Source organism: Flavipsychrobacter stenotrophus (genome assembly GCF_002954265.1).
In the GTDB taxonomy this organism is placed as follows: Bacteria; Bacteroidota; Bacteroidia; order Chitinophagales; family Chitinophagaceae; genus Flavipsychrobacter; species Flavipsychrobacter stenotrophus.
Genome location: NZ_PPSL01000001.1, coordinates 1,021,144 through 1,037,058 on the forward strand (window position 1 = coordinate 1,021,144; position 15,915 = coordinate 1,037,058).

The window sequence follows — 15,915 nt, forward strand, 5'->3', positions numbered from 1 at the left end:
TAATAATTAGATCAGAATTCGGATCAAGCGACAAATTGATTCAGCTTATACGAACTTTCTCATTTATAGGGCACACGATGCTTATAATCTGCGCAGTTATTGCATTATGCCTGCACGTAAACGGCAAAATGGACTTATGGAACTTATTGGCAATTGTAATTGTGGCTATCGTGCTTCCATTTGCCTTGCTTGCAATATTTCAAATAGAACAAATGACAACGAGACACCACCCAGATATTTGAAACAGGAAACATCATGACATCGTTCTTTCGGTAAGAAATATCTCGACTCCCCCAAAAAACAGAGACCATTATATCCGCTCACATCCCTTCACAATCTCATTATTTCGTACCTTTATACAAATAAAATTCAGCTATGACCATTACAGCTGTTAAAGGAAAATTGCACGAGTATATAGAGAACATAGACGAAAAAAAGCTACAAACATTGTATGCTTTAGTGGAAAATGACCTGGAAGACCGATCTATCGTCTATGATGAGGTTGCGTTATCCTCATTCCGTTCTGCCAGTGAAGATTTCCGTTCCGGCAAAATTCAAGGCATCCCAATGGAACAATCTATAGATTTCCTAAAAAGAAAAATTGCTGAGAAATAGTGTACAAACTCACCGTACTCAAAACTGCACAAAATCATGCACTGGATGCGGGACTCTACTACGAAGAGCAACAATCTGGCTTGGGGTTGAGATTTTTATCAGAACTTGAAATCACATATCAAAAAATCATTGAGCATCCTCAATATTACAGTTTCATAGAATCTCAAAATGTGTATCGGGATATTGCCCTAACTAACTTCCCCTACACAGTTGTATACTAGATACTAAATGACGAGATACTTGTCATTGATGTCTTTAACACACAAAGGAAAAGTCCCTCAGGCTGAACGGGCACTCCCCACGCTGAGTAGTCTCCCGACTTCGCTCCACCGGTATGGAACCTCCCGATTCCCGAAAACAGACAAGTATAAAAATAAGCCCCACTCCTGTAAACTCCCCAACCAAAAGATATCCACATTTTGTTAATGTTCTTTTCCATCTTACAAAGCCATTGTAAATTGCACCCGATCCCCCACATTCACTTTATGTTGATCATCCGGCATCACCTTGTTCCTTTCTCTTGAAAACTATTTGCTCAAATTAGCAACAACTGGCGGAAATGTGCAGAAAAACTGCGGAAAAGTGAAGAAACTGGTGGTTTTTCAAAACAGCTGAAACACCCTACCACAAAGACACAGATAGGAAACGCACCAAAAAAAACTGCCGGAAACGCAAAAAATCCACCAATGGCGGAAAACCACCCAACAACACCATACAGCCCATAAAAAAATCTAATCCAATACATTAATTCATAGCCCACTAAACCGCTCTCCGCTCTTTCGCTCCTCGCCCTCATTTCATCGGGCACGATCGGGCATAACCTAAAATCACAACCAAATGAAAAACAACACCTTACACCAAACCAATGCCCGATTAAAATTTCACTTCCATCGGGCATCGCCTCTAAGATCGCCCGTTGTCGGTCTCTGACCGACGACCATCCGGCCGGTCCTCTTTGAGAAACTCTAAACCGCTCTCCTCTCTTTCGCTCCCCGTACTCATTCCATCGGGCATAATCGGGCATAACCGAAAACCACAACCAAATGAAAAACAACACATTACACCAAACCAATGCCTGATTAAAATTTCACTTCCATCGGGCATCACCTCTAAGATCGCCAGTTGTCGGTCTCTGACCGACGACCATCCGGCCGGTCCTGTTTGAGTGTCTTGTCCTAAAATAGGTTTACGAACTTTGTAAATCATCATTAGAAAAAAATCAGTTGTTAAGAGTCAAATCATCTCAGAATACCTTAGCGGAGACTCAACGTTCCTTCAACTTGAGCAAAAGCACGGTGTAGCTGCACGTACGATCCAATCGTGGGTAAGGGCATTCAGGCATAAGAATCCTGCTGTTGGTCAGACCTCGAATAGCATTGAAGACGTAAAGAAGTTGAGAAAACAGCTGGAAGATGCGCAATTGAAAAATGAACTTTTAGAAGAGATGTTGCGTCTATCTGAGGTTCAGACAGGGTTGGATCTGCGAAAAAAGTTTGGTCCCAGGCAGTCATGAATGTAGGGCAAAGGAGAGGCCGGAAGATTAGCGCTCTTTGCTCACTGCTTGGTTACAGCCGGCAAGCGTTTTACCAGAATATTCAATCATCTGAGCAGAAAGGCTTAGTAGAAGAACTCATAATCCAGGAAGTTTTGCGGATACGTGAGCGACAAAAAAGAGTAGGCACCCGTAAGTTGCTGCTAATGCTGGAGCCCTTCCTGGTGCAGCACAAATTGCAGATAGGGCGCGATGGCCTTTTTGACCTGTTGGGTGCAAATAACCTGTTGGTGCGTACCAGGAAAAGCAGGGTTCCGCGCACGACGTTCTCTAACCATTGGATGCACAAATACCCAAATCTGATAATAGGGATGGCTGTTTCAGCACCGGATAAGTTGTGGGTAAGCGATATTACTTATATCACATTAAAGGATGATTTTGCTTACCTGAGCTTGATTACAGATGCATATTCGAGGTTGATAACAGGTTACTACCTAAGCAAGACACTACATGCAGAAGGGTGCGTAAAGGCACTTAAAATAGCTATTAAGCGGCTGCCGGAAAACAGCAAGGTAATACACCATTCCGATAGGGGAAGCCAATATTGCTGCTATGAGTATGTTGAAATATTGAAGGCAAACCAGGTATCGGTCAGCATGACCCAGAACTCAGATCCCCGGGAAAATGCTATAGCGGAAAGGGTTAACGGCATCATAAAACAAGAATTTCTGTCAAGCAGCTACGACAATTTTGCTCAAGCTGCCACAGCAATAAAGGAGGCAATAAATATTTACAATAATGAACGCAGGCACAGCAGTATTGATATGCTTACACCGCATGAAGCCCACAGCATGACAGGCGAACTAAAGCGGCACTGGAAGAATTACTACTATAAAAAAGAGGAGGTAACCATGACATGATGAGTTTTCTTAGGCATTGGGCATAAAGTAAATAAGCCCCATTGCCAGCCTTAGCTAAAAAGAGCTTATTTACGGTAACTTACTTCTTGCCGCAGGGTAATTCCTGACGGGTTGCACTCCAGCAGAGCCCGTTTCCGCTTTACCACTACGCAACAAATGTAAACCGTATTCAGGATTAATCTAAATTTGTAAATCGGTAGCAGGACTACCATTAAAAACTGTCAACTTATTTTAGGACGGCACAGAGAAAAACATCAATGGACATCCTTAAATCCTCCCATCATGCGAATCATGGTTCAGACACCCCCAATCGGGAATACTTCCAAAAAACACTTACATCCCCTACCTTTACACACAAACACACGCAAACCTACAACAATGAAAAAAGCACTCCTGTTTCTCATTACAATACTCACATTCACCATCTGCCACGCCCAAACCGACAGTGCTGAAAAGCACAACGAAGTGGGGTTGAAGAAGGACGACATGGCCGATTTTGCAGGTGCTTTGATAGAGTTCAATAAGGCTATTGCCCTTAACCCCAATAAAGGCGAATACTATTTCAACCGCGGACTGGTGCAAACAGCACTTAATGATGGCAAGGCTGCTGTTGCAGATCTTACCAAAGCAATAGAGCTTGAACCCCAAAATGCCCGGTATTATAATTACAGGGGCATTGCCAAAAGCGACGTACTGCATGAATATGCAAATGCCTGTGCCGATTACACCGCCGCTATAAAACTAGACCCTACCGTGGCCAACTACTTCTATAACAGGGCTGGTGAAGAAGACAACCTGCAAGACTATACAGGGGCTATTGAAGATTATACAAAAGCTATAAAACTAAATGGTAAAGATGGCGACTACTATTATGGCAGAGGTATGATGAAGAGAATGTTGGACGATCATAAGAAGGCATTGATCGATCTGGACAAAGCTATAAAGCTGGATGCAACACAGGCAAGATTCTATAACGAGCGTGCTATAATTAAGGAAAACCTGCAGGTTTATAATGGCGCAATTATAGACTATGACAAAGCCGTAGTACTTGATGCACAGAATGCTGAGTACTATTATAACCGTGGCTTGCTTAAGCGCGACCTCGAAGACTACAGCGGGGCACTGATCGACTATAATATGGCCATTTTACTGGACACAACAAATCTCAATTATTATCTGGAGCGTGGTTATGCAAAGTACGGTATTAGTGACATTCCCGGAGCTCTGGCTGATTGTGACAAGGCTATTCGTATGGCACCCGACAGCTCAGATAGTTATTACAAACGCGCCTGCATCAAATACTGGAGCGAGGATATAGCAGGTGCTTTGAAAGACTTCACCATTGCCAAAGAACTGGCCCCTAAGGATGTTGATGCAGTATACGAATGCGGTAAAATGAAATTTTACTTAAAGCAGTATGATGCGGCAATTACTGATATGGACAATGTCATAGATAGAGACGCCAAATATGCCAATGCCTACTATTTCAAAGGTGCAGCCAAAATAGAACTGGGGCAGACCACTGCCGGCTGCGAGCTGTTAGCAAAAGCTCAGGCACTGGGCTGCGAGGAAGCCGTAGACCAGATAAAGAACAGGTGTAAGTAACAGTTAACACCCTATAATTTACCTGCCAACCGGTCAGCGTTTTCTATTCCAACACTATTTTACTTCGCCCTTCAATATCAGTGCGACTGTCGAAGATAAAGTCTATGAAGCGAGCCGCACCCGCGGTGGTATTCACTTTTACCGATATACGCCCATATTCCAACCCTTTTGAGTCTGTAACTTTTGCAGTAACGGTTTGGTTGATTGGATTAGTAGTAATAATATATACAGACAGTTTATTCTTGTTCTGACCTCCGGTGTCGGCATCAATAACAAACTTACCCAACGATACTCCTTTCTGCTGCAGTGCAGGCGAAAGATCTACTGTGCAGCCATAGGCCTTGTCTACCCCATCTTTTACACCACTCACAAACTCGCTCGATCGCTTCCCTACCTGCTCACCTATTCCGGTTGCTGTATTAGAAGTAACCTCCTCGGCCTTGTGAACAATGCTGTGGCACGAGGCAAAGACGATGGATGCCGTAAGTAAATGAATGGAGTAACGCATGATCTATAAACTTAGCTATATGACAATATTAAACAAAAAAACGGGATGTCAAAAAACATCCCATTTATCCAATACCATTTTATTTTGTAACATTAATTACCATCACCCGCCAGCATAGCGTGTTGCCCTGCTGTATGTATATCGCGCCACACACGGTTTATTTCACTGTCTTTATCAGCAGCCTTTAATCCGCAATAAGGGAATAATGTGTTTACACAATCTCTTACTACATGAACCGCAGTAAACGATGCCGCACTTATTTTATACAACAATGACGGGCTTATCTCTTTATTGGCCAAACATACCTGCCAACTCATATCTACCGCATAAAACAACTTCTGCCTGGCTACATTCAGCTTTTGCAGCAGCATATTGTATTTATCGTTCAGTGCCTCCCTGTTCACAGTACCATTGCTGCCTGTATCACTTTTCTCCTCAAGTATTTTGCCACAAAGCTCCATAAAATGTACTCCCATACCTGTCATATTTACACAAAGAGTAGCTTCTGCCAACTGGTAAAAAGGGAAATAATATAATGGGCTCTTTACTGTAGGTAGTTCGTTAATATCAAAAGCCCGGTCGCTATTTATCTTCAGATTTTTTACTTCATACGCATGGCTACCTGTAGCACGCATTCCAAAACTATTCCACTCTTCAGTAACAGTAACCTCATTTTTAAGCATGACAATAGCAATTACCTTATCATTACCTTTCTCGTCTTTAACAGGCTTTCCATTCTGGGTTATAATACAGTTAGCCGTAAAAGAAGATGCTTCAGGCGTACCGCTGGCATATGGCCATTTGCCATTTATCAGGTATCCGGTTGCTGTTAGCTCGGCAGTTCCTTTCAGCGCACCACTTCCGGCGAGGCAAACATGGTCTCCCGAAAGTAAATTGGCGGCCAATGATGACTCCATAAACCCACCAAACCACCCTGCACCTGCACATAAAGTAACTACCCAACCAAGGCTACCATCGGCATATGCCAATGCCTCTTCAATAGCAATAACTTCAGGCAGACTTAATTGTTTACCTCCATACATAGAGGGGATCAGCATCTTAAACCAGCCCTGTTCATATATAAGGTTTAATTGTTTTTTAGTAAGCCTAGTATGCTTTTCGGCTCCCACAGCTTCGGTTCTTATGGTGTCGGTCCAGTCTTTAGACAATAAACTGGCCGGATGAGACAAATCAATCATAATGTAAAGGTATAGCTATTATAACAAACAAACAACAAATACAGATGTTAATAATTTATCAAAAACGCAGGCGGGAATGAGTTTTTCATTTATAAATAATAACAATATACAATAAAGGAGATAGATGGTTGATTGTCAATTACTAAAGCAAAAAAAATAGCCCCAACTTACGAAGGGGCTAGATTTGTGTTGCAGTAAAGGAATTTGACTTCCCACTACAACCTCGAGGTTTGGCACCGCAACAAAGATAATGAAAGAATGCCGTACCTCCACGATCAACACAATAATACATAGTGAAATTGCCTAACTTTATAGTCTATATAACAATACATGAAGTACATACTATCTATCTGCACCCTATTGATAAGCTACTATTCTATAGCACAAACAAGGATGTACTACCCCGACAACAGTGTTAAAGTATTTTCAGGCACCAGAGAGTTGACGCTCGCTTGGTGCGGTGGCTTAAATAACCCACAGTTTACCATGGGAGATCTGAATAACGATGGTAAGCAAGACCTTGTAGTATACGAACCGGGTAAGGGGGTTAAAACATTTACGAATTCAGGAGTTGCGGGTAGTCCCATATATACCTATGCACCAGAGTATGCTTTAAAATTCCCGCCTGTATATAATTACCTGGTGCTTGCAGACTACAATTGCGACAATATACCCGATCTGTTTCACGAAGGAGGCACAGGATTCTCGGTTTACAGAGGGTATTACAATTCGGCAAACATGTTGTGTTTTGCCTTCTATAAAGACATATACTATACCAATGTGGCCAGCAGTGGCGCAGTCAACGCATTCAACAATCCGCAGGATATACCGGCAATACTGGACGTAGATAATGACGGCGATCTCGACTTTATATCTTACGACATAAACGGCGGGTATATGAATCTATATAAGAATATGCGTGTTGAAGAGGGCCTGCCCTGCGATACAATAAAGGCTGCTCTGAAAGACAAATGCTGGGGAAAGGTGTATCAAGGCTTTTACAGAGGGCACTATCTGGGTATGTCTTGCAACAATTCAGGCCTAAAACAACCGGTAGATACTGCTGGAAAACAAACACACTCTGGCAATACCCCATGCTTGTTCGACTGGGATATGGATGGCGATTACGATTATCTGGACGGCAGTGTGTCATTTAACGAGATGACCTTCCTCAAAAACGGCAAACTTGAAACCGGCTATCCCGTAGACACTATGATCTCTCAGGATACTATGTGGCAGACGGGCGGCAAAAGGATATCTCTATCCACATGGCCCGCAGCTTTTAACGTAGACATAGACCAGGACGGCAAAAAAGACCTGCTGATAGCACCAAATGGCGGCAATACATCAGAAAACTACAAGTGCGTATGGTTTTATAAAAACATGTCGACAGCGGGTGTCCCTGACTGGCAATTTAAATCAGACACATTCCTGATAGACAAGATGATCGAAGCTGGCACTGCCGCCTACCCTATGCTGTTTGATTACAACAAAGACGGCAAGCCCGATCTTTTCGTGGGGTCTGAAGGGTACATGCAATCGACAGGGTTGATGAGGAGCAGGATATCCTACTACCGCAATACGAGTATTGCGGGTAGTCCTTCATTTACTCTGGAGTCACTTGATTTCCTCAAGATCGATACATTTAACTTTCAGGGTGCTGCACCTGCATTCGGAGATATAGATAACGATGGTAAAGCAGATATGATACTTGGCCATACAAACGGCACGCTAACCTATTATAAGAATATGGCTGCCACAGACACTATACAACCCAACTGGCAACCAATGGTCACAACACTTACCGATGATACCGGCGGTGTTATAAATGTGGGCGGTCGTGCTACTCCCTTTATTTACGATATTGACAAAGACGGCAAAAAAGACCTGGTGATAGGCAACCTATATGGTACAGTTCAGTATTATCAGAACATAACTACCACACCTGGCACAATAAAACTCAAGCTAATCAATACAAAGCTTGGGCACATAAAGGCTGACCCCAACCAACTGTTCGGATGCTTCAGCACACCGTTCATTGGCCGCATAGACAGTAGTGGAAGAGATTATCTGCTACTGGGTAGCAACTCAGGTAATATCTATAGATTCGACAGTATAGCGAGCGGAGATACCACCCTCACCTACCCCTTACTAGAGTCGCAATACTCATTTATCGATTCAACTTATCTTCTGTATAACCACCCCAGCAGCCCATTGGGAGTATATGGCAACCTACGTAGCTCGGTAACCGCAGGTGATGTAGATGGCGATGGCGACTATGAAATGATCACCGGTACAATATATGGCGGACTGAACTTTTACAAGCGGAAAGTACAAGACCATACTGAGGTAGTAAACGTGCCCGAAAATGGTATTATACATGTATTCCCTAATCCTGTTTCAGGATATGTAAACATCAACTGGAGCGGCATTATGCAGCCTAGTGTACAGGTGTCGGTTATCAATATGGCAGGCCAGATAGTGTATACTGATAACCTACCCACCAATGCGCAACATGCCTCTGTAAATGTAGCTGCATTCCCTGCCGGCATTTATGTTTGTGTAGTGAATAGCGGCGCCAGGAGTTATTATAGTAAGATGACGGTAATTCATTAATTTGACAATTCGGTAATGAATTAATATCGAAACTCTAAAGCCAAAAACAATAGAATTTGTGGAGAACATTAGTTGACAAACTAAACATTCAGTCAACAATTAGACCTCGCTATACAACATATTTTATCATTATCGAATTGCCAAATTAGTAACTATCCTTTTACATGATATTTTTCAGGGTCGTGGCCGAAGATGGCACCCTTTACGCGCATGAACAGTGCTTTCCATAAGCCACCATCTTCCTGTATATGGCGGTCCACCGTCCATACCAAAGCTTTCATGGTGGGCACATAATGCAACTTACCAAAGCCTTTATTGCGTAATTTCAACGCAAGCCAACCATCTTCACCTGTTCCGGGCGGATGGTCATAAGCATCAACCTGCAGACATTGTTCTTTTTTGAAGGCAGAGCTGCAACCGTAAACATTCACCGCCTCTTCTTTAAAATTGCGGTGAACAAAGCGCATGCAATCAGCCATATTTTCATATAGGAAGAAACTAAAACGAGAGGTACTTTCACCCGGAATAAAAGCGAAGCGACTATACGATAACGCCACGTTAGAATCATTTTCTAGCGGTGTAATCATCTCATTGATCCAGCCGACAGGATATATTGAATCCGCATCGGCATTGATGATGTACTTACCCTGCGCAGCCATAAGTCCCGTGGTACGGGCATTGGTAACACCCTTCTTTGTTTCGAGAATACAAGTAACACCCGTAGCTGAGGCCACCTGCTGAGTGCTATCGGTAGAATTGTTGTTGACAACTATTATCTCTACCGAGTAATCAGTTATGTTCTGACTGATGGAGAGAATAGAGTTCAAGACATTCAGTTCCTCATTGTATGCCGGTATTACTACAGACACAAGCGGCTTGCCCTTCAACAGAGATCTGTATGCAGCTGTAGCCAATGTCGACTTCTCGGCATTAGTGTATTGCAGAATGCGGGCAACATATGTCGGTAATGAAGCAGGCCTCATGTTAAGTAAAAAGTAAAAAGTAAGAACTTAAAAGTATTCGCTTAAGTAAGATAAAAGGATAATAACAAGGGAGCTAACAAAACCCGTTTGTATTACACAAAAAGAAAAGCTAATACTATACGTTTTCTTTCTGGAACAAGGCGGGGATAGTCTTCAGTATAAGTTTGATGTCGTTGGTAAAGCTATGCGTTTCGGCATAGGAATTATCCAGCATCATACGTTCTTCAGATGACATTTCACCCTTGCCACGCTTCTCTACCTGCCAAAGACCTGTAATACCGGCCGGTGCCATAAAGCGCATAGCGTATTTGTCAGTAGTCAGTTTTTCTGCTTCATACAGTGGCAGTGGTCTGTTACCTACAATGCTCATGTCTCCAATAAATACATTCCACAACTGCGGCAATTCGTCTATACTTGTGTTACGCAATACCTTACCAACCTTGGTTACACGCGGATCGTTCTTCAGCTTAATGAATGCATTTTCACTCATAGCCTTCCTGGTCTTTATGTAGTTCTTCTCGCACCACGATACGTCATCGGCATACAACAAACGCTGGCAACTGGTGCCATTTTTTACACAATGATCGCAAAGCATATTCACATCTATCTCGGCCTTGGTCTCCCCTTCTGTGCCGGAGTATTGGTTGAGGTGTTTCAACTCCTTCAATCTCTTGTCTGCATTTACATACATAGACCTGATCTTGTAGAACTTGAACACCTTATAACCGGTACCAACCCTCAAAGAATAATAGAAGATAGGCCCTTTAGACTCCAGCTTCATGATAATGATAAGAATAAGCAGAAAAGGAGAAAGGCAAAGTAAAACTGTGCCTGAAAAAACAATATCAAATATGCGCTTTATCAGCGGCGTTTTATACTCACCTACCTTTTCTATTGTACTTCTTTCCCGTATTTTCCTCCAGTTCTGAATAAGGAAATTAGCTCTGATCTGCAGCCTGTTAGGTCGTAGTGGTAAGCGAAAGACATCAGCCACACCGGTTTTAAGGCATACTCTATTAGTATTATCAGTTACCTTATTGGCTAAGAGAAAAAAAGGAATATCGGGGAAATTAGCGATCTTTTGCAACGTTTCGAGCAGATATACACCGGACGGTGCAATAACTTCGCTCTGAGATATTATGGCTATAAGATTTAGGTGCTCCCGCTCCCATCTCTGGCTGAGTTCAATACCATTCTTCAGCACAAGCAATTTGGCCCCTCCGAAGTCGCATTTAGCGATCAATTCGTAGTTGGCTTCATCAACATTAAGTAACGCTATAATACCGTTTTCATTCACTGGCATATTGTTATTCACAGTCACTTTTAGTTTAACAATATTTTCCCTGTTCTTCTCAAGATCGCGTTGATACGCGCTTCCAGCTCACGAGGATTGAATGGCTTAACCACATAGTCATCAGCGCCTGAATCAAGACATTTTATCCTGCTTTCGGTGCTCTCCTCACCAGATAACACCAGCACCGGAATAGCACTGAAATAACCACTGGCTTTCAACTGTTCTATCAGCTCCAACCCGCCCATTTCTGGTGTATTAAGATCTGCAATTATAATGTCTGGTAAATTACCTTCCTGCAAAAAGGAAAGTGCATCAATGCCGTTGGTATATGCAGAAACGCTGAATCTCTTTTCTAAAGACCTTCTCACGATCAACTGTATCGTGGGGTCATCCTCAACTACCAAAACCTTAGGCAAAACCGGGTCGACAGCATTCATTATCTGGAATTATATTTTGGGGAATAAACTGAAATATTACACAATGTACACCATTGTCATTTAATTTAACAATGCAATAGACTAATAACTAAAAAATAATTTTTAGCCCTGCAAATGCTAATGTTCAAACAGCAATACATGAATTAATTTTAAATAGAAATTAATTGAATTTTCACTAAAAAAATAATACATAATAGTGACAGTTAATACAGTAAACGGCACTAACTTGCCGATGTTTCACCTAAATCACCTATAGAAAACAATGCACCGAGCTTTACTTATCTCCTACAAAAACTGGGATTCATTAATGGAAATACCCGCCCTGCTAAAAAGGGGTGGATGCGAAGTTGATGTTTTTTGTGCTACGGATTCCTGGGCCATACAAAACAGCTTTTATGACAATTGGATAAAGGCACCTGAAAACGAAACAGAATTTGTTGATGACCTTTTAACACTGGTTACCACGGGCAACAAACAATATGACTGGGTAATACCAGGCGAAGACGCGGTGCTGGAATTGCTTAATGCGCGAATCACCGATGAACAGCTGTTTTATAAAATGCTGCCGCTTACAAAGATAGAGAACAGGGAGTTACTGGGATCGAAAGCCGGCTTCTCTAACTTGTGTGCGAAATATAACATAAAAACCCCGGCCTATCTTGTTTATGAAGAAGGTATGTCTGCAAGCGAAATAGGGAAAAAAGTGGGATTCCCGGCACTGATGAAGGTAGATAGCAGCGCCGGAGGATATGGTATATTCAAATGCGAAAACGAACAGGATGTAACTACTCATCTGGAACAAATAGAAAATAAGAAAAACCTGGTCATTCAGCAGATGATAAAAGGTTATGATGTTAATACCGAGGTGCTCTACAAAAATGGAGAACTGATCGTGTATAATTACTCTAAGACCACTGTGATAATGAAGGAATTCGGGGTTTCAACCCAGCGCCTTTTTTACAATAATACGGAAGTTGAAGCGGAACTTATTAAAGCCGGCCGATCGCTGGGACTGAACGGTTTTGGGAACGTGGTATTTATGTATGATGAGGTTAAAAAAGAACACTTCCTCATAGAAATAGATGTGCGCCCAAACACATGGATGTACTATGGTAAATTTATAGGTAACGATTTCTCAGAGGCAGTAAGAAAAATAATCAAAAATGATCTTACACTAATTAAACAACCCGACGAGTTCAAAAAGAAAGCTATTACAATAAGCCTGTATAAAAAAGACGTTTACAGGTGTATAATGAACAAAAACATTGTTGGCTTGCTGAAGTGGATGTTTAACGTCAACAATAACTGGCGGTATATACCCAACTATGACCGTAAGCTAAAAAAAGCTTGTAATAAATATCTTTACGACTCTTTTATGGAGTTGTTTACCCATAAAATAAAGAAGGTAACAGGCTCGGTGAGGGGAGATTGATAGCCCTGACCGCAACTGGTCTATAAAGCAACACCGGATCTGAAGTACCCATATAGGTTTCAGATCCGGTGTAATGCTTTCAGTTGTCTTCATTATTACTTCTTCTTCCTGCCAAACAGATCTTTCAGACCATCTTTGGCTTTGTCTGCAGCATTCTTTACAGCATCACCTGTATTGGTCTTTTTTGACGTATCGCCCTTATTACCCAAAAACTGATTCTTCAACTCATCTTTAGCAGCGTTGATCACCTGTGTCTTTATAGCCTTTACGGTGTCTTTTACTACGTGTTTTACGCTGTCAATCTTTTTCTGTGCAGCTTCTTGTAGTTGCTTCTTTACTTCATCAACAGCACTACCGGCTACATTCTTCAGGTTGGTTTCGATCTTTGGCGCCTTTACGGTTCCTGTTATGTTCACTGTAAGATTTACCTTGTCGGTCACCTTTATATTCACCCCTTTGCTGGCCGCCTGGCTCACCAGATTGCTGACCATAGCAGTACCCTGTGACCCCATCATTGAGGTCGGCACCGCCATATTCACACCATACCGAATGGTTTGATCGAAGCCATGACTACCAGCCACTTCGGCATCCATACCCGCTACCTTAAACTTATAAGGCTCTACCACTACTCTACCATTGGCAAACGTATAGAACAGCTTCATATCTTTTAAAGACATAGATTTAAGCTGTGGCATATTCAACTTAGTACCCAGCTGATCTGTAACAGGGAAACCACTCAGCATACCGCTCAGCATAAATATGTCGCCTTTGCCGGTCAATGACTTCATGTCGGGAGACATATCTGCGCCCATTTTACCAGTCATAGACAGATGAGAATTCATCTTGCCCGACACATACTTGGCAGCCGGCATCATCTTTTCTACCATATCTACAGATGTGTAGATCTTCTGCACGTCTATATTCTCAAGGCTGTAGTCAAACTGGATGTCGGGATTCTTTTTATCTGCTTTTGTGCCATAAAACCCATTCATGGTTATCAAACCATCCATGCCTTTACCCGATACATTCTGCAATGCCACCACCTGGTTGCGCACCTGTAGCCCCCCTTTAACATCAGTCAATACTATCTTATCATATTTTATTGATCCCACTTCCACCTTCACCGTAACGTCCAGGTTATCCGGCACAAGGAACACCGGAGTTGGTGCTGCAGGAGTAGCAGGTTTTGCCGATGTAGCACCCATAAACCTATTTACATCGATCTTATCTGCAGTAAAATGCATAGCTGCTACAAGCGGTTCGTTATGCAGGTAGTAGCCAAGCAGATTATCTATGATACCATCGCCCGTAAAGTTGATCTGCATGTACTGGCCTTTCAATCCACTCATGGTTACATTCTTAGGATTGAATGTAAGCAAGAGACTATTTAAGTTAACACCATCGGGATAGTCTTTAGAAGCATATGCGATATTGCTCAGGAAGATAGTACCTGCTGCGTACAACTCATCGTACTTTCCTTTCTGAGCCGCCGCAATAGCACCCCTTACATTAGCGTCGGCTGAAACAAGACCCGACAATTTTGTACCGGCTTCCAGCTTCACAAATTTCTGCATCTGGCCAAGGTCTAATTTACCCTTCATAGTCGCATCTATCCACTGGTTGGTGATAGGTGTCTTCAATAACAATTTGAAATCAAAAGGATCGGCACCAAACTGAATATGACCACGCTCAATATTTACCACAGTATGGTCTGTAATGCCATCAGGGTTATTCACAGCCATCTTTACCTGTATGTCTGACACCTTCTGAGGCAGATCGGGATATTGGAATGAACCGTTTTCTATTAACAGATTCATTGCATAAGCAGGCATCTGCTTAGCATTATAAGTACCCTTTACATAACCATTCAATGTAGCCTTACCTGTTGTCTTTATGTCTTTAAAATTGTTTTGATAGATACCGGGAACTAGCGAAAGAATATCCTTAAAATCATTTGATGGTGTGCTGAACTGCACATCCATCACAATATTGGTAGTATCCGGCATCTGCACAAATCCTTTGGTAGAGAGCTTCAAACCATTCAACTGTATCTTCTCGGTATTAAAGCTATACTTGCCGGTTTTGTTATCTACCTGCAAGTCCATATCCAGTATAGTCTTTACTTTGCTCAGGTAAGGAATACCGCCATAAACAAACGTAATGGCGTCGGCAGTAGTTTTGGTTGATAGCGTAAATGCATCGCTGGTGAAATCTCCAGAACCTTCGTGGGTGAAGTTATCTAATACAGCACTCATTTTTGCCTGCTCATCGCGATATTCTATATAAGCGTTTTCAATGCCATACTTACGCAACTTAAATGCAAAAGGAGCTGATGGTTCACTTGTCTTAACTGCAGTATCCGGCTTGGTGATGTTCCAGTTAGCCGCCCCATCGTCATGTACTATGGCATGTATACGCGGAGATATCAGTCCTACATTCAATACATCGTAAGTGCCGCCAATAGCCTTCATTAGGTCCAGCGACACATCGATACTTTTTGCCGATATCAACGTATCGTTCTTAAACGATTCTTTACCCACGATGCTTATTTCCTCTATACCTACTGACAAATGCGGAAAATGATGGAACAAAGAGATATTCACATCTTTAAAATCGGTTGTGGCTACCAGTTTTTCATTCATCTGCGTCTTCACCAGATTCAGGATCTTACCCTTGAACATTATGGGGATCAGGATAGCTGCCAACAGAAACAACCCGATAAAAATGCCGAGACCTATCAGAATTTTCTTAATAACCTTCATGAGAAACGATTGAATAGTAAGTGTGTGAAATATCCAGTAAAGATAATTCCTT

The 15,915-nt window shown here is 42.2% G+C and carries 12 protein-coding genes; 5 read left to right on the forward strand and 7 right to left on the reverse strand.

What is annotated here, in order from left to right; translation table 11 throughout:
- Nucleotides 1-375 precede the first annotated feature (375 nt).
- On the forward strand, nucleotides 376-615 hold the full coding sequence (locus CJD36_RS04575; RefSeq protein ID WP_105037908.1) for a hypothetical protein: 240 nt from the start codon (nucleotides 376-378) through the stop codon (nucleotides 613-615).
- A 217-nt stretch (nucleotides 616-832) separates the two neighbouring features.
- On the opposite strand, the gene CJD36_RS04585 is transcribed toward CJD36_RS04575, so the two are convergent.
- On the reverse strand, nucleotides 833-1,054 hold the full coding sequence (locus CJD36_RS04585; RefSeq protein WP_105037910.1) for a hypothetical protein: 222 nt from the start codon (nucleotides 1,052-1,054) through the stop codon (nucleotides 833-835).
- Between the two features lie 1,070 nt (nucleotides 1,055-2,124).
- Between CJD36_RS04585 and CJD36_RS04595 the strand changes: the two genes are divergently transcribed.
- Together CJD36_RS04595 and CJD36_RS04600 are read left to right on the forward strand one after the other, a co-directional pair.
- The gene (locus CJD36_RS04595) at nucleotides 2,125-3,027 is read left to right on the forward strand and encodes an IS3 family transposase (RefSeq protein WP_105037912.1); all 903 of its coding nucleotides are present in this window, start codon (nucleotides 2,125-2,127) and stop codon (nucleotides 3,025-3,027) included.
- Nucleotides 3,028-3,405: 378 nt separating this feature from the next.
- A complete protein-coding gene (locus CJD36_RS04600; RefSeq protein ID WP_105037913.1) occupies nucleotides 3,406-4,632 on the forward strand; it encodes a tetratricopeptide repeat protein in 1,227 nt (408 codons plus the stop codon).
- A 43-nt stretch (nucleotides 4,633-4,675) separates the two neighbouring features.
- On the opposite strand, the gene CJD36_RS04605 is transcribed toward CJD36_RS04600, so the two are convergent.
- Both CJD36_RS04605 and CJD36_RS04610 read right to left on the reverse strand, forming a co-directional pair.
- Nucleotides 4,676-5,140 (reverse strand): hypothetical protein, encoded by a 465-nt coding sequence (locus CJD36_RS04605; protein ID WP_105037914.1) that lies wholly within the window; start codon nucleotides 5,138-5,140, stop codon nucleotides 4,676-4,678.
- A 92-nt stretch (nucleotides 5,141-5,232) separates the two neighbouring features.
- Nucleotides 5,233-6,339, reverse strand: coding sequence for an acyl-CoA dehydrogenase family protein (locus tag CJD36_RS04610; protein ID WP_105037915.1), 1,107 nt, complete (start codon nucleotides 6,337-6,339; stop codon nucleotides 5,233-5,235).
- A 330-nt stretch (nucleotides 6,340-6,669) separates the two neighbouring features.
- On the opposite strand from CJD36_RS04610, the gene CJD36_RS04615 reads away from it, so the two are divergent.
- Nucleotides 6,670-8,955 carry a T9SS type A sorting domain-containing protein gene (locus CJD36_RS04615; RefSeq protein ID WP_105037916.1) on the forward strand — a complete coding sequence of 762 codons (2,286 nt, stop codon included), beginning with the start codon at nucleotides 6,670-6,672 and terminating at the stop codon, nucleotides 8,953-8,955.
- Nucleotides 8,956-9,107: 152 nt separating this feature from the next.
- On the opposite strand, the gene CJD36_RS04620 is transcribed toward CJD36_RS04615, so the two are convergent.
- The 3 genes from CJD36_RS04620 to CJD36_RS04630 all read right to left on the reverse strand — a co-directional run bounded on the left by CJD36_RS04620 (nucleotide 9,108) and on the right by CJD36_RS04630 (nucleotide 11,669).
- On the reverse strand, nucleotides 9,108-9,938 hold the full coding sequence (locus CJD36_RS04620; protein ID WP_105037917.1) for a glycosyltransferase family 2 protein: 831 nt from the start codon (nucleotides 9,936-9,938) through the stop codon (nucleotides 9,108-9,110).
- A gap of 115 nt (nucleotides 9,939-10,053) precedes the next feature.
- A complete protein-coding gene (locus CJD36_RS04625; protein WP_205685550.1) occupies nucleotides 10,054-11,253 on the reverse strand; it encodes a sugar transferase in 1,200 nt (399 codons plus the stop codon).
- Between the two features lie 8 nt (nucleotides 11,254-11,261).
- Nucleotides 11,262-11,669, reverse strand: a complete 408-nt coding sequence (locus tag CJD36_RS04630) for a response regulator transcription factor (RefSeq protein WP_105037918.1) — start codon at nucleotides 11,667-11,669, stop codon at nucleotides 11,262-11,264.
- Nucleotides 11,670-11,931: 262 nt separating this feature from the next.
- Between CJD36_RS04630 and CJD36_RS04635 the strand changes: the two genes are divergently transcribed.
- Complete coding sequence (locus CJD36_RS04635) at nucleotides 11,932-13,101, forward strand: ATP-grasp domain-containing protein (RefSeq protein ID WP_105037919.1); 1,170 nt, start codon at nucleotides 11,932-11,934, stop codon at nucleotides 13,099-13,101.
- Between the two features lie 95 nt (nucleotides 13,102-13,196).
- Here CJD36_RS04635 and CJD36_RS04640 read toward each other — a convergent pair whose 3' ends face one another.
- Entirely contained in the window at nucleotides 13,197-15,863 is a 2,667-nt protein-coding gene (locus tag CJD36_RS04640; RefSeq protein WP_105037920.1) for an AsmA family protein, read from the reverse strand.
- Nucleotides 15,864-15,915 lie beyond the last annotated feature (52 nt).

Excerpts from the sequence above, each read along its gene's own strand:
- CJD36_RS04620 (WP_105037917.1), bottom strand. The coding sequence starts at position 9,938 with ATGAGGCCTGCTTCATTACCGACATATGTTGCCCGCATTCTGCAATAC.
- CJD36_RS04635 (WP_105037919.1), top strand. The coding sequence starts at position 11,932 with ATGCACCGAGCTTTACTTATCTCCTACAAAAACTGGGATTCATTAATG.
- CJD36_RS04605 (WP_105037914.1), bottom strand. The coding sequence starts at position 5,140 with ATGCGTTACTCCATTCATTTACTTACGGCATCCATCGTCTTTGCCTCG.
- CJD36_RS04630 (WP_105037918.1), bottom strand. The coding sequence starts at position 11,669 with ATGAATGCTGTCGACCCGGTTTTGCCTAAGGTTTTGGTAGTTGAGGAT.
- CJD36_RS04640 (WP_105037920.1), bottom strand. The coding sequence starts at position 15,863 with ATGAAGGTTATTAAGAAAATTCTGATAGGTCTCGGCATTTTTATCGGG.
- CJD36_RS04585 (WP_105037910.1), bottom strand. The coding sequence starts at position 1,054 with ATGGAAAAGAACATTAACAAAATGTGGATATCTTTTGGTTGGGGAGTT.
- CJD36_RS04595 (WP_105037912.1), top strand. The coding sequence starts at position 2,125 with ATGAATGTAGGGCAAAGGAGAGGCCGGAAGATTAGCGCTCTTTGCTCA.
- CJD36_RS04610 (WP_105037915.1), bottom strand. The coding sequence starts at position 6,339 with ATGATTGATTTGTCTCATCCGGCCAGTTTATTGTCTAAAGACTGGACC.
- CJD36_RS04600 (WP_105037913.1), top strand. The coding sequence starts at position 3,406 with ATGAAAAAAGCACTCCTGTTTCTCATTACAATACTCACATTCACCATC.
- CJD36_RS04615 (WP_105037916.1), top strand. The coding sequence starts at position 6,670 with ATGAAGTACATACTATCTATCTGCACCCTATTGATAAGCTACTATTCT.
- CJD36_RS04575 (WP_105037908.1), top strand. The coding sequence starts at position 376 with ATGACCATTACAGCTGTTAAAGGAAAATTGCACGAGTATATAGAGAAC.